Origin of the sequence: Pseudomonas sp. JAI115, assembly GCF_014200835.1 — a bacterium.
Taxonomy (GTDB): Bacteria; Pseudomonadota; Gammaproteobacteria; order Pseudomonadales; family Pseudomonadaceae; genus Aquipseudomonas; species Aquipseudomonas putida_A.
The window spans coordinates 14,034-30,433 of sequence record NZ_JACHCY010000005.1 but is presented as its reverse complement, the minus strand read 5'-3'; the positions used below and the strand labels follow the sequence as shown (position 1 = coordinate 30,433).

Genomic DNA, 16,400 nt, shown 5'->3' with positions numbered 1-16,400 from the left:
GTGTGTGAATCTGTCCGGCCTCGGCACACTCAAGGACTGAATGTGATCACCCCACGCAACACCCAATTGATCATCACCGCCCGGCTGATCTCCGACTTCGGCGCCTTCCTCAACATGGTCGCGCTGGCGACTTACGTTTACCTGCTGAGCAACAGCGCCATGAGCGTCGGGGTGTTCCTCGCCAGTCGGGTCGGCGGGGGGATTTTTGCCAGTCTGATCGGTACGCGCTTCTATCGGCGCTGGAATGGTCGGGTGCCGCTGATCGCCTTCGATCTGCTACGCGCGGCGCTGCTTGGCCTGCTATTGATCCTGCCGCTGAGCCAGCAGGCGTTGCTGTTGCCGGTAATCGCTTTCGGCCTGGGCTTTGGCAACTCGATGTTCGCCATCGGCCTCAACAGTCAGTTGCCACGGCTGATCGAACCGGCGCAGCTATTGAAAACCAATGCCTGGATCACCTCGGCGTCATCCGCAGCGATGGTCGGCGGCAGCCTGGTGTCCGGCTTGCTGGTGGCGGCCTTCGGTTTCGAAACGGTCTTCGCGCTCAACGCGCTGACCTATGTGCTGGCGGCGTTGTTGATTGCGCCGTTGCGCTTCGCCGTTGCAGAAGTCAACGAGCAATCAACCAGCGATCGCGGCGAATGGTCAGCCCTGAAACAAGGCCTGCGCAGCGCTCCGGTGATCGCCGCGATGCTTGCCGTGACCATGGCCGACACCTTGGGCAGTGCCGCGCACAACGTCGGCTTCCCGATCATCTCCAAATTGCTCACACCTGATTCGGCCAGCACCACGCTGGGCCTGATGCTGGCGGTGTGGGCCAGCGGCAAACTGCTCGGAGCGCGGATTGCCAGTCGCCTCAAAGGCACGGATAACCGTGATCTGGAGCGACGGTATTTCTTCGGCGTGGCGTTGATGTCCTGCGGTTTCATCCTGATGTTCCAGCAGCACAGCCTTTTCGGTCTGCTGCTGTTTTCCCTGCCGGCGGGGTTGGGTGACGGTATTTCTGAAGTCGGCCTGATGTCGCGCCTGCAACGTGAACCGGAGCATTTGCGGCTGCCGATTTTCAGTTTCCTGACCTTGCTGCAAATGACCGGGTTCGGCGTCGGCATGCTGATTGCCGCGCCGTTTTACGGTTGGTGGACGCCGGGTGCCGTGGTCATGCTGTTCCACGGCATCCCGCTCGGCACATTGTTGGCCGTGAAGTGGCTGGCGCTCAGGCGCGGGCGGGTTGCGCGCAGCAGCCCGACGCCAGTTCCTTGAGGATCGGGCAATCGGGGCGATTGTCGCCATTACAGTGCTCGACCAGATCCTGCAGGGTATCGCGCAGCTCGCCGAGTTCACGGATCTTCCGGTTCAGCTCGTCGATGTGCTGACGCGCCAGCGCTTTCACATCGGCACTGGCACGCTGGCGATCCTGCCACAGGGTCAGCAGCTTGCCGACTTCCTCAAGGGAAAAACCCAGGTCCCGCGAACGCTTGATGAACGCCAGGGTGTGCAGGTCATCGTCGCTGTAGACCCGGTAGCCGCTGTCGGTGCGATGGGCAGCCTTGAGCAGGCCGATCGACTCGTAATAGCGGATCATCTTTGCGCTCAGGCCACTGTGCCGGGCCGCTTGGCCGATGTTCATCGGTGCTCCTCCAGATCCTTCGGTTTCCAGGTTTTCAACAGTAGCGCATTGCTCACCACGCTGACGCTCGACAGCGCCATCGCCGCACCGGCCAGCACTGGATTGAGGAAGCCGAGCGCTGCCAGCGGAATGCCGATCAGGTTGTAGACGAAGGCCCAGAACAGGTTCTGGCGGATCTTCGCGTAAGTCTTGCGGCTGATCTCCAGTGCTGCCGGCACCAGCCGTGGATCGCCGCGCATCAGAGTGATGCCGGCGGCGTGCATCGCTACGTCGGTGCCGCCGCCCATGGCGATGCCAATGTCGGCCGCCGCCAGTGCCGGGGCGTCGTTGATGCCGTCGCCGACCATCGCCACCACGCCGGTTTTCTTCAGTTCGGCGACGGTCGCGGCTTTGTCGACGGGGAGCACTTCGGCATGAACGTTTTCAATGCCCAGCGCCTCGGCCACCACGCGCGCACTGCCACGGTTGTCGCCGGTCAGCAGATGGCTGTGAATACCGCGGACGGCCAGTTGCTGCACGGCTTGCAGTGCGCCGGGCTTGAGCGTGTCGCCGAAGGCGAACAAGCCGAGTACACGCGGTTCCGGGCTTTGCTCGATCAGCCACGACAGGGTTCGGCCTTGGCTTTCCCAGGCCTTTGCGGACTCGGCGAGATTGCCCGCGCTCTGGCCACTTTCTTCCAGCAAGCGCCGATTGCCCAGCGCCAGGCGCCGACCATCAAGCGTGCCAGCGATACCGCGTCCGGTCAGGGCTTGGCTGTCGCTGACATCCGGCACGCTCAGGTCACGCTCGGCGGCCGCGTCCAACACGGCTTTGGCCAGCGGATGCTCGCTGCCGCGTTGCAGGGCACCGGCCAGTCTCAGCAGGGTATTTTCATCGCCATCCAGCGCACTGAAATGGGCGATACGCGGGGTGCCGGAAGTCAGCGTGCCGGTCTTGTCGAAGACCACGTTGTCGACTGCATGGGCACGTTCCAGCGCTTCGGCGTCCTTGATCAGAATGCCGTGACGCGCAGCCACACCCGTGCCGGCCATGATCGCCGTCGGCGTGGCGAGGCCGAGGGCACATGGACAGGCAATCACCAGCACAGCGACCGCGTTGATCAATGCGGTTTCCATAGGCGCGCCGTACAGCCACCAGCCGATCAGGGTGGCGAGGGCGATCAGCAACACGGTGGGCACGAACACCTGGCTGACCTTGTCCACCAGTTTCTGGATCGGTGCTTTTGCCGCCTGAGCGTCCTCGACCAGACGGATGATTCGCGCCAACACGCTTTCTGCGCCTAGGGCGGTGGTGCGCACCAGCAGTCGGCCTTCACCGTTGATCGCACCACCGGTGACCTTGTCGCCCGGCTGTTTTGGCACTGGCAGGCTTTCGCCGCTGATCAGCGCTTCGTCGGCGTGGCTTTGGCCTTCAAGTACTTCGCCGTCTACCGGGAAACGTTCACCGGGTTTGACCAAGACCTGATCGTTCAGACGCAGGGCGCTGATCGCCACGTCCTGCTCGCGACCGTCGATGACCTGAATCGCCCGTTCCGGACGCAAGGCTTCCAGAGCGCGGATGGCGCTGGCGGTCTGGCGTTTGGCGCGGCTTTCCAGGTATTTGCCGAGGAGCACCAGGGCGATCACCACCGCCGAGGCTTCGAAATACAGATGCGGCATGCGCCCGGCGGCGGTGGCCCATTCGTACAGGCTCAAGCCATAACCGGCGCTGGTGCCGAGGGCCACCAGCAAGTCCATGTTACCGGCGCCGGCGCGCACGGCTTTCCACGCGGCCACGTAGAAACGTGCACCGAAAATGAATTGCACCGGGGTGGCGAGGGCGAATTGCGCCCAGGCCGGAAGCATCCAGTGAATGCCGAACGGTTGCAGCAGCATCGGCAACACCAGCGGCAACGCCAGGACGATCGCGCAGATCAGCGCCCAGCGTTCATGTTGCAGGCGCTGTTGCTGGTTATCGGTGGCCGGGTGTTCGGCTTGCCAGACGCTGGCCGAGTAACCGGCCTTGCTTACAGCATCGAGCAGCGACTGAATGTCGACCTGACCGAGCAATTCGAGGTGTGCGCGTTCGTTGGCGAGGTTGACGCTGACGCTCTTCACCCCGGGGATTTTGTTCAGGGCGCGCTCGACGCGACCGACGCACGAGGCGCAGGTCATGCCGTCGATGCTCAACTCCACCGTCTGCTGTGGCACGCTGTAACCGGCGCGTTCAACCGCCTCCATCAACGCCGGCAAGCTGTCACCAGGCGCCTGGACGCGGGCCTGTTCGGTGGCGAGATTGACGCTGACGGCACTGGCGCCGCTGACTTTGCGCAACGCCCGCTCGACACGTCCGGCGCAACTGGCGCAGGTCATGCCGGCAATCGGCAGATCGAAAGTGATGGAATCGGACATCGGTCTTACTCCCTGTAGAAGATGCCTACAAGGATCAACCTTGCCACGCGGGCAAGGTCAAGCGCCAATATTTGACTCACTACAAAAACAGTGTGGGAGCGGGCTTGCTCGCGAATGCGGTGTGTCAGTCAACATCATCGCTGAATGACACAGCGCATTCGCGAGCAAGCCCGCTCCCACAGTCTGGTTTTACCTAGTATTCGAGGGCGGCAGGTCGCAGGTACAAGCCTTTGGCATTTGCCGCGATCCGGTACTTGAGCACATCGCCGGCCTTGAGCGAGATCTCCTGCGCCGGCGGCGCGAGCATGCCTGCCTGGCAACCCGGCACCTGGCCAGGCAATTGTTTCAGACGGATGGAAATCGTCCCGTGGGGCAGGTTGAACGAAGTGGTCTGTTCCTGCAGCAGGCGCGCTGCCAGTTCATCATTGACGTACACGCCAATCTCGCAGGGAGTGGGCACTTCCAGACGCTCGCGCGAGATGATCAGAACGGCGTAGTCCTCACCGGTCGCGTTGGCCTGGGGCAGGGCGGCAAAGAGGCTGAGCAAGCCAAACAGGCTGAAAGCTGACCAGCGCATGGCTGAATCTCCTGAATTTGAGTCATTGATGCACGCAGCTTGGCTGAGCACGACGCCGATTGCCAGCCCGGCAGTTTTCTGCAGAACTTGACCTTGCCATGGTGGCAAGCTCGACACTGCCGGCAACCTCACTCAAAGGAGTCCATCCATGCAAGTGTTCAACGTTCAAGGCATGTCCTGCGGCCACTGTGTCAAAGCCATCACCAACGCCGTGCAGGCGAAGGATCCGGCGGCCAGCGTACGGGTCGATCTGGCGGCTAAAGAAGTTGGTGTCGAGAGTTCGCTGAGTGCCGAGCAAGTGATCGAGGTGATCAGCGAAGAGGGCTACCCGGTAAAATTGGCCGGGTGATCAAAAGCCAAAAGATCGCAGCCTGCGGCAGCTCCTATAGGGTATTGGTGCGACTCCTGTAGGAGCTGCCGAAGGCTGCGATCTTTTGATCTTTGCTGTGCAGTTCGTCTGACTTTCTAATAGTTAGCGAGCTATCGGAATGTTCAAGGTGTCTCAGCGCGGCTAGACTGTCGGGCTGCCGACTTCTATCCCACCTGGATGCCTGATGAACTTCCGTACCATTCTGATTCTCGGTGCCCTGAGCGCCTTCGGTCCGCTGGCGATCGACTTCTATTTGCCGGCGTTCCCGTCGATGGCGCTGGCCTTTGGCACTGATGAAAAGCATGTGCAACTGACCCTGGCGGCCTATTTCGCCGGTCTGTCGATCGGGCAGTTGCTGTATGGGCCGGTGGCCGACCGGTTTGGTCGGCGCCTGCCGCTGTTGGTCGGTGTCGGCCTGTTCACCCTGGCCTCGCTGGCCTGTGCCTACGCACCGAATCTGGAATGGCTGATCGGTGCGCGTTTCGTTCAGGCGCTGGGCGGCTGCGCGGGGATGGTGATTTCCCGGGCGGTGGTCAGCGACAAGTGCGATGCGGTCGGTTCGGCGAAAGTCTTTTCGCAGTTGATGCTGGTGATGGGCCTGGCGCCGATTCTCGCGCCGTTGCTCGGCGGTCTGCTGGTCAACACCACGGGCTGGCAGTCGATCTTCCTCGCACTTACTGGCTTCAGCGCACTGGCCGGCCTGGCTGTAGCGCTGGGGCTGCCGGAAAGTCTGCCGGATTACGTGCCGCGCCAGCCGTTGTCCGGTGCGTTGCGCCAATACGGCCGGCTGTTTGGCGACCGGGTGTTTCTCGGGCACGCCCTGACCGGTGGGATCGCGGTCGCCGGGATGTTTTCCTATATCGCCGGTTCGCCGTTCGTCTTCATCAAACTGTACGGCGTACCCGCCGAGCATTTCGGCTGGCTGTTCGGCACCAATGCGGCGGGGTTCATTCTGGTGGCCCAGGTCAATGCGCGGCTGTTGGCCAAGCGCGGTCCGGCATTCCTGCTGGCACGGGCGGTGTGGGTGTATCTGTTGGCCGGGGTTTCTTTGCTCGCGGTCAGCTCGCTGCACACCGAAGCGTTGTGGCCGCTGTTGATCCCGTTGTTCGTGTGTATCGCCAGCCTCGGCTGCATCCTGCCCAACGCAGCGGCGTGTGCAATGAACGGCCAGGGTGCGCGTGCCGGTAGTGCGTCGGCACTGATGGGCTGCCTGCAGTTCAGCGTGGCTTCCGGCGCGGCTTCGCTGGTGGGCGTTCTGCACGATGGCAGCGCCATGCCGATGGCCATGGTCATCAGCCTGTGCGGGTTGCTGGTGGTGAGCGTCGCGATGTACACCCGGCATTTGCAGAATGCCCGGGCGTTGGCGCAAGCACAGGCCGAAGCCTGACTGCCTCAGCCGACGGCGCGTTGCTGTCCGGGGTCGGGAATCCGATGGGGCGCGTGCAGGCGCGCTTCGAGGGTGCGGGTGAAGGCGAGCGCCTCGGCTTCACTGCGAAAGGTCACGGCGTGCTGGTCCAGGCGAACCTGCCATTGGGACTTTGCCACTTCTTTTATCAGGATCTTCATTACTGACCTCCCTTGTGTAAAAGATGCATCGCAGAGGCTTCGAGTGTAGACCTGAATACGATCGGATTTGTGACAACGATCAAGCATCTGACTGACGGCAAAAAACAGCGCCAGCCCTTGAAAGGACTGGCGCTGATTACGACGTCCGGGTTTTCAGAAACTTTCTAAAACAATTTTGCCCTTGGCCTTGCCGCTTTCCAGCAGCTCATGCGCCCGGCGCAGGTTCGCCGCGTTGATCGTGCCGAAATGCTCGCCGACGGTGGTCTTCAACGTCCCCGCATCAATCAGCTCGGCCACGCGGTTGAGCAGCTTGTGCTGCTCGATCATGTCCGGTGTTTCGAACAGCGAGCGGGTGTACATGAACTCCCAGTGCAGCGACAGGCTCTTGCGCTTGAGCTGGCTCACGTCCAGCGACTTCGGATCGTCGATCAGCGCGAGTTTGCCTTGCGGGGCCAACGCCTCGACCAGTTGCTCCAGGTGCAGATCGGTCTGGGTCAGGCTGGCGACGTGGGTCACGTGATCGATGCCGGCGCGTTTCAGTTCTTCGCTCAGCGGCTGGCTGTGGTCGATCACCAGGTCGGCGCCCAGCTCCGTCACCCAGTCGCGAGTCTGTGCACGGGACGCGGTGCCGATGACCTTCAGGCCGGTCAACTGGCTGGCCAGTTGGGTGAGGATCGAACCGACGCCGCCAGCGGCGCCGACGATCAGCAGGCTTTGACCTTCATCGGTCTTGCCCTCACGGATCTGCAGGCGTTCGAACAGCAGTTCCCACGCGGTGATCGCGGTCAGCGGCAGCGCGGCGGCTTCGGCAAAACCGAGGGATTTGGGCATGTGGCCAACAATGCGCTCATCGACCACGTGCAGCTCGCTGTTGCCACCGGCACGGGCGATGGAGCCAGCGTAAAACACTTTGTCGCCGGCCTTGAACAGCGTCACTTCACTGCCGACGGCCTTGACCACACCGGCGACGTCCCAGCCGAGTACTTTTGCTGCGCCGTTTTCCGGCGCCACGTTCTGCCGCACCTTGGTGTCGACCGGGTTGACCGAGATGGCTTTGACTTCCACCAGCAGGTCGCGCGGGCCGGCGACCGGCTCCGGCAGTTCGATGTCTTGCAGGGATTTTTCGTCGCTGATCGGCAGGGAGGCGAAATAGGCGATGGCTTTCATGACTTGCTCCGTAACGGTAATAGAAGAAGGGCTCAGGCGATGGCGCCCAGACGTTTCAATTGAAAGTGTTCGATGCAGTGGCCGGCGACGGCCTGGAAGTTCTGAAAATGCCCGCTGGCGTTGTGCGCCGAAAGGATTTCCTCGCTGGCCCAGTGTTCGATCACATAAAAGGTCAGCGGATCGGCGAGGTCGCGATGCAGGTCGTACTGGCTGCAGCCTTCTTCGGCGCGACTCGGCTCAACCAGTTCGCGCAGGGCGTTTTCGAGGGTGTCCTGCTGGCCGGGTTTGGCGATCAGGGTGGCGATGGCGGTGAATGCTTGGGACATGTGCGGCTCCAGTCGCGGGATAAATTTGCTTGAACCCATCATTGGCTATTTCTCGGCGCGATAAAACCGGCTAAAAGAGCAGTCTCTTTCAATATTTTTTTGATAATCGAGGCTGAGAATGCTGCGTTTCGACGATTTACAGTTGTTCGTTCGCGCGGCGGATCTGGGCAGCCTGTCGGCAGCGGCGCGGGTGATGGACATGTCCGCGGCAGTGGCCAGCGCCGCGCTCAAACGCATCGAACAGCAACTGGGCGTGCGTTTGCTGGCGCGCTCGACCCGCAGCCTGCGTCTGACCGCCGAGGGCGAAGGCTTCCTCGAATACGCGCGGGCCGCGTTGAGTTCGCTGGACGAAGGCCGGCGATTTCTCTCCAGCGCGCAGGATCAGGTCAGCGGCATCCTGCAGTTGTCGGCGCCTTCGGATTTCGGGCGCAACTTGCTGTTGCCGTGGCTCGACGAGTTTCAGCGCGAGCATCCGAAACTGACCGTGCGCCTGTTGCTCGGTGATCGCATCGCCGACCTGTTCCGCCAGCCGGTGGACATCGCCCTGCGTTATGGCGAACCCGAGGATTCGAGCCTGGTGGCCCTGCCCATCGCTCCGGACAATCGCCGCGTGCTCTGCGCATCGCCGGCGTACCTGGCGCGCCACGGCGAACCGCGTCAGCTCGAACAACTGGCGCAGCACAATTGCCTGCTGTACATGCTCGGCAGTCGCGTGCACGACCATTGGAGTTTTCATGACGGCAAACGTGAAGTCGGCCTGACGGTCAGTGGCGATCGCTTCAGTGATGACGCCGACGTCGTCCGGTTGTGGGCGGTGGCGGGGGCGGGCATCGCCTACAAATCGTGGCTCGATGTCGGCACGGATGTGCTCGCCGGGCGCCTCAAAGTGTTGCTGCCAGAGCTGCTCTGTGAGCGTGCTCCGCTGAATCTGTTGTGCGCCCATCGCGCACAATTGAGTAAGCCGGTGAACCTTTTGAGGGAAATGCTCGCCAGCCGATGCGCCGAATTGAGTAGTCAATTTCCCCATTTCCCGAAAGTTGATCATTAGTCGCAGGCAATTAGCGAAATTTCACTCAGGAACTATCACCATTCGTGTCAGCCACGGCGCAGGAAGCAGCGTGCATCCCGCTTATACTAGCGACCGCCTCAAACCTGCACCGATAACCGGTCAGGACTGAATCCGGCCGGTTTTTCAGAGCCGGGCGAGCGCTGCACAAACGCCGCGGACACTCCATTGACGGGTGCCGCAGCACCGGCCTGGCTTGCTCCGGTTCATGGCGTTTTACCCGTCTTGGCCGATGACCCATTACTGGTCAAGATGTCTTCGAGCAGTAGACGATACGATTCAACAGGGAGTGAATACATGGAACATGCACCTTGCATCAGCCAGATCGCCACGCTGCTGGCCGACCCCAAGCGCAGTGCGATGATGTGGGCGTTGATGGATGGCTCGGCACGCCAGACCGAAGAGCTGGCGCTGCTGGCAGGGTTGTCGCCATCTTCGGCCAGTGCGCATCTGGGGCGTTTGTCCGCCGGGGGCCTGTTGAAAGTCGAGGTCCGTGGGCGCAAGCGCTTTTTCCGTCTGGCAGCCCCGGAGATCGCGGCGGCCATCGAAGCGCTGGCCAGTGCCACGATCGCCAGCGCACCGCGGGAAATTCCTCACGTATTCAAACGCTCGGCACCGAGCGCCAATCCCCGGACTGCGCCGTCTTCACTGCTGCGTGCGCGCTTTTGCGATGATCATTTGGGTGGCACGCTGGCCGCCGATCTGTATCAGCGTCTGCTCGATGCCGGCTGGCTCGAACAGATCGAGCAGCGGGTCGTGGTGACCCTCAAAGGCTCGACGCAACTGGCCAACCGCGGTGTGTTCATCCAGGCCCTCGCTCATCGCAAGGCTCAGGTGGCGTGCGCCTGTCCGGACTGGAGTGAACGTCGCCCGCACCTGGGCGGTTCACTCGGCGCGGCGGTGCTGCAACTGTTCATGCAGTCCGGCTGGCTGGTGCTGCCCAAGGACTCCCGAGCCTTGCAAGTGACCTCGGCCGGGCAGCGGGAAATCCAGCGGTTCGCCAAGGAAACCGAGCTGGAATTGGCGTAATAGAGCGTTCGCCGGCCGACACTTCGACGCTGGCGTCGCCTGTGACTGCGAACAGGTCGTATCCAGAAAAAGCGCTGAGGCGTTATCGCGCACACTCGATCCGCACACATTGCGGAGGGGATGGGCATGGATACGCGAGACTTCAGCGCGGCAGAACGCCTGGAACGGCTGCCGCTCAGCGGTTATCACCGGGTTATTTTCATCATCATTGCCCTGGCGTTCTTTTTCGACTCCATGGACCTGGCCATGATGACGTTCCTGCTCGGCTCGATCAAAACCGAGTTCGGCTTGAGCAGTGCACAGGCTGGCCTGCTCGCCAGTTCGAGTTTTTTCGGCATGGTGCTGGGGGCGTCGTTATCGGGGATGCTCGCCGATCGTTTCGGGCGCAAACCGGTGTTTCAGTGGAGCATCGTGTTGTGGGGCGTGGCCAGTTATCTGTGTTCGACCGCGCAAACGGTCGAGAGCCTGACGCTGTTCCGGATCCTGCTGGGGATCGGCATGGGCATGGAGTTTCCGATTGCACAGTCGATGCTTTCGGAGTTGATCCCGGCGCAGCGGCGCGGGCGCTACATTGCATTGATGGACGGTTTCTGGCCGCTGGGTTTTGTTGCCGCCGGGGTGCTGTCGTACTTTCTGCTGCCGCTGATTGGCTGGCGCGATATCTTCCTGGTGTTGGCGGTGCCGGCGGTGTTTGTGCTGGCGATCCGGTTCTTTATCCCCGAATCACCGCGCTGGCTGGAGCAAGCCGGACGCCATGAGGCGGCGGACAAAGTACTGAGCGCGATCGAGGCGCGCGTGCGCACCTCGTTCGGGGTCGCGACGCTGCCTGAGCCGGTGCGCCTGCCAAGAACAGTGACGCCGCCGGGCAACTTCTTCTCGGCGCTCAGGCAGATCTGGTCGCCGCAATATCGCCAGCGCACGACGATGATCTGGAGCCTGTGGTTTTTCGCCTTGCTCGGTTTTTACGGGCTGACGTCGTGGCTCAGTGCGTTGTTGCAACAGTCGGGTTTTGCCGTGACCCAGTCGGTGTATTACACCGTGCTGATTTCTCTGGGCGGGATTCCCGGATTCCTGATGGCGGCGTGGCTGGTGGAGCGCTGGGGGCGCAAGCCGGTGTGCATCGTGACGTTGCTTGGCGGCGGGGTGATGGCGTTTCTCTACGGGCAGAGCGCGGTGTTCGGCGGCAACGTCGCCTTGCTGATCAGCTCGGGGCTGCTGATGCAGTTTTTCCTGTTCGGCATGTGGGCGGTGCTCTACACCTATACGCCGGAGTTGTACCCGACTTCGGCGCGCGCCACAGGCTCGGGCTTTGCCTCGGCGATTGGCCGTGTCGGCTCGTTGCTCGGGCCGCTGGTGACCGGGCTGGTGTTCCCGATTACCGGGCAGGGCGGGGTGTTTGCGCTGGGCGCGCTGTGCTTTGCGATTGCGGCGGGGGTGGTGTGGCTGTTCGGGATGGAGACGCGCGGTAAAACCCTGGAAGAGCTGACTGAAGCAGAGATCGCCGGCTGAACACAGCACCCTGTGGGAGCGGGCTTGCTCGCGAAGGCCGTGTGTCATTCAACCAATATGTCGGCTGACACACCGCTTTCGCGAGCAAGCCCGCTCCCACAGGGGATTTGCTTTGTACTTATGGTTTTACCAGACGCGCATCCAGGCTGTTCTGCGCCAGACGCTTGGCCTGATCCTGGGTCATGCCCAGGTGTTCATGCAGCGCATGGAAGTTCTCGGTGACGTAACCACCGAAGTACGCCGGGTCGTCGGAGTTGACGGTGACCTTCACCCCACGCTCTAGCATGTCGAGGATGTTGTGCTGCGACATGTGATCGAACACGCAGAGCTTGGTGTTCGACAGCGGGCACACGGTCAACGGGATCTGCTCGTCGATGATCCTCTGCATCAGGCGCTCGTCTTCGATGGCGCGTACGCCATGGTCGATACGCTGGATCTTCAGCAGGTCGATGGCTTCCCAGATGTACTCCGGCGGGCCTTCTTCACCGGCGTGGGCGACGGTCAGGAAACCCTCGTGGCGGGCGCGGTCGAACACACGCTGGAACTTGCTTGGCGGGTGACCCATCTCGGAGCTGTCGAGACCGACGGCGACAAACGCATCACGGAACGGCAGCGCCTGATCGAGGGTTTTCTGTGCTTCGTCTTCGCTCAGGTGGCGCAGGAAGCTCAGGATCAAACCGCTGGTGATGCCCAGTTGCTGTTCGCCATCCTTGAGTGCCGCAGCGATGCCGTTGAGCACCACTTCGAACGGGATGCCCCGGTCGGTGTGGGTCTGCGGGTCGAAGAACGGTTCGGTGTGAATCACGTTCTGCGCTTTGCAGCGCAGCAGGTAGGCCCAAGTCAGGTCGTAGAAGTCCTGCGAGGTGCGCAGCACGTCGGCGCCCTGGTAATACAGGTCGAGAAATTCCTGCAGGTTGTTGAAGGCGTAAGCCTTGCGCAGGGTTTCGACATCGCTCCACGGCAGGGCGATCTTGTTGCGTTCGGCCAGGGCGAACAGCAACTCAGGCTCCAGCGAGCCTTCCAGATGCAGGTGCAGTTCGGCCTTGGGCAGGGCGTTGAGCCAATCGTACATATTCTTTTCTCATCAGGTGCAGATGGCGGCCATTCTACAGATGCGCGCCGAAACAATTGGCAAAACCTGACCAAGCGATCCATCACACCGCTTGCGGCTCGCGCCGATAGGCGTAGGTATCGGCGAAGCGCGACAGCAGGAATTCGGCGCAGGTGGTGGTCGGATATTTCGCCGGATGCTGTGCGTCCTGGCAACCGGGAAGGCATTCGATGCGGGTGTCCGGGTGCGGCTCGGCGAAGAACGGCATCGAATAGCGATCCACCCCCAGCGGGCTGATCACCCGGTGAGGGGTCGAGCGATAGCGGTCGTTGCTCCAGCGCGCCATCATGTCGCCGAGGTTGACCACGAAGGTGCCGTCAATCGGTGGCGCGTCGATCCATTCACCGTTGATGTTCTTCACTTGCAGGCCGCCGGCGCTGTCCTGGTAGAGCAGGGTGATGCAGCCGTAATCGGTGTGCGCTCCGGCGCCTTGCTGTTCGGCGCTGCTGGCGGTGTGGCGTGGTGGGTAGTGGATCATCCGCAGTACGCTGACCGGCTCAACGAAGCGCGAATCGAAGAAGTCGCGTTCGATCCCCAGCGCAATCGTCATCGCCCGCAGCAGGGTTTGCGCGAGCGCCTGCATGTCGAGGTAATGCTGCTCCATCAGCGCCTCCCAGCCTGCTTGTGCCGGATGACGATTCGGCCCGCGCAGCGGTTTTTCCGCGAGCACCTCGGGATGATCCGCCGGCAAGTGCAGGCCCATGTCGAAGGTTTCTTTGAGGTCGCTGGGTTTGTCCGGGTCGAGTTGCTCGGTGGCGATAGCGCCGTAGCCGCGGTGGTGACGGGTCTGGGTGATGTCGATCCTGAGTTTTTCTTCTGTCGGTTGCGCAAAAAAACGCTGGGCGTGGTCGAGCAGCGAGTCGATGCGCTGTGCGGAAATCGGGTGGCCCTTGATGTAGAAAAAGCCCCATTCGCGGCAGGCCTGGTCGATCTGTGCGGCGACGGCGGGCCAGGCGTTTTGGTCGTTGGTGTAGAGCGGTGAGATGTCGATGATCGGAAGACTGTTCATACACAATCCTTGAATACGCTGGGTTCCAATGTGGGAGCGAGCCTGCTCGCGAAGAGGGAGTGTCAGACAACATTTTTGTTTAATGACACACCGCTTTCGCGAGCAGGCTCGCTCCCACAGGGTTTTGTGTGGTGAGTCGGAGGATTACTTCGGCATCTCGGCCTTCATCCCTTCCACGTAATAGTTCATCGACGCCAATTCGGCATTGGTTGCGCTCACCCCAGCAGGGATTTTCTCCACGCCGGCCTGATCCTTGATCGGCCCGGTGAACGGTTGCAACTTACCGCTCTTGATGTCGGCAATGATCTGCTCAGCCTCGGCTTTCACTGGTGCCGGAACCAGATCGCTGATCGGCAGTTCAACCGTGCCTTCCTTCAGCCCGCCCCAGTAGTCCTGGGATTTCCAGTTGTGGTCGATCACGCTCTGGGTCGCCTGAATGTAGTGCGGTGCCCAGTCGTTGACGATCGAAGTCAGCACCGCTTTCGGGCCGAAGTGCGCCATGTCCGAGGCGTAACCCACGGCGTACACGCCACGCCGTTCGGCGGCCTGAATCGGCGCCGGGCTGTCGGTGTGCTGGAACACCACGTCCACACCCTGATCGATCAGGGCGTTGGCGGCGTCGGCTTCCTTGCCCGGGTCAAACCACGAGTTGACCCACACCACTTTGATCTCGGTGCCGGGGTTGTACTTGTTCAGCGCCAGCTGGATGGCGTTGATGTCGCGGATCACTTCCGGAATCGGGAACGAGGCGACGTAACCGACCTTCTTGGTCTTGGTCATCTTCGCTGCAAGGAAACCGCCGACATAACGACCCTCGTAGGTGCGCGCGAGATAGGTGCCGAGGTTCTTGTCCTGCTTGTAGCCGGTGGCGTGTTCGAAGGTGACCTTGGGAAACTGTTTGGCGACTTTCAGCGTCGGGTTCATGTAGCCGAAGGAGGTGGTGAAAATCAGGTCGTAATTGTCCTTGGCCATGTTGCGGATCACCCGCTCGGCGTCGGCGCCCTCGGCCACGTTCTCGACGTAATTGGTGCTGATCTGCGCGCCGAATTTCTCCGCCAGTGCCTTGCGCCCCTGTTCATGCTGATACGTCCAGCCGTGGTCGCCAATCGGGCCGATGTAGACGAAACCGACCTTCAGCGGATCGGCAGCGCTGGCGCTCAGGCTGATCCCCAGACCGATGGCGGCGCACAGCAGTTTGTACAGCGGACGTATTTGCATGAATTGGAGCTCCATTTTGTTGTGTGTGGTCAGGGGCAATGCAAATTGCTGACCAACAGGACAACAAACAATCCAAAACCGAGGTGCGGCCTTCGCGAGCAAGCCCGCTCCCACAGGGCAACGCGATCAAATGTGGGAGCGAGCCTGCTCGCGAAGAGGCCGGCAAGGCCGATAAAAGTGCATGTCTGAACCAGCTGCCATCCACTGGTGCGCTAAGGTGTAACGAAACGTTAGCGCCGCGCCGCAGTCAGTAGCTCATTCGAATCTCTCGGCAAAAAGGCCCGCCATGCTCACGATCCTCAAGCAAGAAAGCTTTCTGCTGCTGGCGGTGATCGCCGCGTGCATCGCTTATCCGCTGGAACACTGGATGCTCCACAGCGGCCAGATCGTCGCGCTGATCTGCGGTCTGGTGCTGATCGCCTTCATCGTCGCCGCCTCGATGCGCGTCGCCCATCATGCCGAACTGCTCGCAGAAAAAGTCGGCGACCCCTACGGCACGATGATCCTGACCCTCGCTGCGGTGCTGGTGGAAGTGGTGATCCTGGCGATCATGATGAGCAACGAGGCGTCCGCCACGCTGGTGCGGGACACGATCTATTCGGCGGTGATGCTCGACATTAACGGCATCCTCGGCCTCGCCGCGTTGATGGGCGGGCTCAAGCACGGCGAGCAGTCGTACAACGATGATTCGGCACGCAGCTACAGCGTGATGATCCTCACCGCCATGGGCGTATCGATGGTGGTGCCGGAGTTTATTCCGGCGGCCAACTGGAAGATTTATTCAGCGTTCACCATTGGTGCGATGGTGGTGCTTTACGCGCTGTTCCTGCGGATGCAGGTTGGGCCGCACAGTTATTTTTTCAGCTACAGCTACCCGGACAAACGCCGCAAGAAAGAGCCGGTGGAAGATGAACCGAAACCGCTGAGCCTGACCTGGTCGATCGGTATTCTGGTGTTCGGCGTGGTGGTGATCGGCGCTCTGGCCGAAGTGATGTCCAAGACCCTCGATCTGGGCCTGGAAGGTACCGGTGCACCGCCGGTGATCACGGCGATTCTGGTGGCGGCGATTTCCGCGGCGCCGGAGATTCTGACGGCGTTGCGTGCCGCGTTGGCCAACCGCATGCAATCGGTGGTGAACATTGCGATGGGCGCGTCACTGTCGACGGTGATCCTCACCGTGCCGGTGATGGAAGCGATGGCGCTGTACACCGGTCAGCCGTTTCAGATGGCGATGACCCCGGTGCAGACGGTGATGATCTTCATCACGCTGATTGTCAGTGCGATCAACCTGAATGACGGCGAGACCAATGCCATCGAAGGCATGACTCACTTTGTGCTGTTTGCGACGTTTATCATGCTCTCCCTGCTCGGCCTTTAAGCCCACCACAAAACAATTGTAGGAGTGAGCCTGCTCGCGATAGCTGAGTGTCAGTCGAGA

Annotated in this window: 16 protein-coding genes; 7 read left to right on the top strand and 9 right to left on the bottom strand. The window is 61.5% G+C overall.

Annotation, left to right across the window (positions count from 1 at the left end; all coding sequences use genetic code 11):
- The first annotated feature begins 42 nt into the window (after positions 1-42).
- Complete coding sequence (locus HDC30_RS13635) at positions 43-1,257, top strand: MFS transporter (RefSeq protein WP_183783576.1); 1,215 nt, start codon at positions 43-45, stop codon at positions 1,255-1,257.
- On the opposite strand, the gene cueR is transcribed toward HDC30_RS13635, so the two are convergent.
- The 3 genes from cueR to HDC30_RS13620 all read right to left on the bottom strand — a co-directional run bounded on the left by cueR (position 1,211) and on the right by HDC30_RS13620 (position 4,591).
- On the bottom strand, positions 1,211-1,624 hold the full coding sequence (cueR, locus tag HDC30_RS13630; protein WP_183783573.1) for a Cu(I)-responsive transcriptional regulator: 414 nt from the start codon (positions 1,622-1,624) through the stop codon (positions 1,211-1,213). The genes HDC30_RS13635 and cueR overlap by 47 nt on opposite strands.
- Positions 1,621-4,014: a heavy metal translocating P-type ATPase gene (locus tag HDC30_RS13625; protein ID WP_183783571.1), complete on the bottom strand. Its 2,394-nt coding sequence runs from the start codon at positions 4,012-4,014 to the stop codon at positions 1,621-1,623. The genes cueR and HDC30_RS13625 overlap by 4 nt, the downstream gene beginning before the upstream one ends.
- 193 nt (positions 4,015-4,207) lie before the next feature.
- Complete coding sequence (locus HDC30_RS13620; RefSeq protein WP_027613629.1) at positions 4,208-4,591, bottom strand: hypothetical protein; 384 nt, start codon at positions 4,589-4,591, stop codon at positions 4,208-4,210.
- A gap of 148 nt (positions 4,592-4,739) precedes the next feature.
- Between HDC30_RS13620 and HDC30_RS13615 the strand changes: the two genes are divergently transcribed.
- Entirely contained in the window at positions 4,740-4,940 is a 201-nt protein-coding gene (locus tag HDC30_RS13615; RefSeq protein ID WP_096794848.1) for a heavy-metal-associated domain-containing protein, read from the top strand.
- Between the two features lie 205 nt (positions 4,941-5,145).
- On the top strand, positions 5,146-6,348 hold the full coding sequence (locus tag HDC30_RS13610; protein ID WP_183783570.1) for a multidrug effflux MFS transporter: 1,203 nt from the start codon (positions 5,146-5,148) through the stop codon (positions 6,346-6,348).
- Positions 6,349-6,353: 5 nt separating this feature from the next.
- Here HDC30_RS13610 and HDC30_RS13605 read toward each other — a convergent pair whose 3' ends face one another.
- From HDC30_RS13605 to HDC30_RS13595, 3 genes are all read right to left on the bottom strand, one after another.
- Positions 6,354-6,527, bottom strand: coding sequence for a hypothetical protein (locus HDC30_RS13605; protein WP_166496092.1), 174 nt, complete (start codon positions 6,525-6,527; stop codon positions 6,354-6,356).
- A gap of 153 nt (positions 6,528-6,680) precedes the next feature.
- Positions 6,681-7,694, bottom strand: a complete 1,014-nt coding sequence (locus HDC30_RS13600; RefSeq protein WP_183783568.1) for a zinc-binding alcohol dehydrogenase family protein — start codon at positions 7,692-7,694, stop codon at positions 6,681-6,683.
- Between the two features lie 32 nt (positions 7,695-7,726).
- Entirely contained in the window at positions 7,727-8,020 is a 294-nt protein-coding gene (locus HDC30_RS13595) for a putative quinol monooxygenase (protein WP_183783566.1), read from the bottom strand.
- Positions 8,021-8,138: 118 nt separating this feature from the next.
- Between HDC30_RS13595 and HDC30_RS13590 the strand changes: the two genes are divergently transcribed.
- The 3 genes from HDC30_RS13590 to HDC30_RS13580 all read left to right on the top strand — a co-directional run bounded on the left by HDC30_RS13590 (position 8,139) and on the right by HDC30_RS13580 (position 11,624).
- Positions 8,139-9,068, top strand: a complete 930-nt coding sequence (locus HDC30_RS13590) for a LysR family transcriptional regulator (protein ID WP_027613634.1) — start codon at positions 8,139-8,141, stop codon at positions 9,066-9,068.
- 315 nt (positions 9,069-9,383) lie between these two features.
- Positions 9,384-10,115 carry a helix-turn-helix transcriptional regulator gene (locus HDC30_RS13585; RefSeq protein ID WP_027613635.1) on the top strand — a complete coding sequence of 244 codons (732 nt, stop codon included), beginning with the start codon at positions 9,384-9,386 and terminating at the stop codon, positions 10,113-10,115.
- A gap of 126 nt (positions 10,116-10,241) precedes the next feature.
- Positions 10,242-11,624, top strand: a complete 1,383-nt coding sequence (locus HDC30_RS13580) for an MFS transporter (RefSeq protein WP_150369578.1) — start codon at positions 10,242-10,244, stop codon at positions 11,622-11,624.
- A 118-nt stretch (positions 11,625-11,742) separates the two neighbouring features.
- Here the strand turns inward: HDC30_RS13580 and HDC30_RS13575 are convergent, their stop codons facing one another.
- From HDC30_RS13575 to HDC30_RS13565, 3 genes are all read right to left on the bottom strand, one after another.
- Positions 11,743-12,696, bottom strand: coding sequence for an adenosine deaminase (locus HDC30_RS13575; protein WP_003221371.1), 954 nt, complete (start codon positions 12,694-12,696; stop codon positions 11,743-11,745).
- An 82-nt stretch (positions 12,697-12,778) separates the two neighbouring features.
- The gene (locus HDC30_RS13570; protein ID WP_096794852.1) at positions 12,779-13,744 is read right to left on the bottom strand and encodes a 2-oxoglutarate and iron-dependent oxygenase domain-containing protein; all 966 of its coding nucleotides are present in this window, start codon (positions 13,742-13,744) and stop codon (positions 12,779-12,781) included.
- Positions 13,745-13,888: 144 nt separating this feature from the next.
- Positions 13,889-14,962 (bottom strand): BMP family ABC transporter substrate-binding protein, encoded by a 1,074-nt coding sequence (locus tag HDC30_RS13565; protein WP_183783563.1) that lies wholly within the window; start codon positions 14,960-14,962, stop codon positions 13,889-13,891.
- 286 nt (positions 14,963-15,248) lie between these two features.
- On the opposite strand from HDC30_RS13565, the gene HDC30_RS13560 reads away from it, so the two are divergent.
- Entirely contained in the window at positions 15,249-16,340 is a 1,092-nt protein-coding gene (locus tag HDC30_RS13560) for a calcium:proton antiporter (protein WP_096794854.1), read from the top strand.
- Positions 16,341-16,400: the final 60 nt, after the last annotated feature.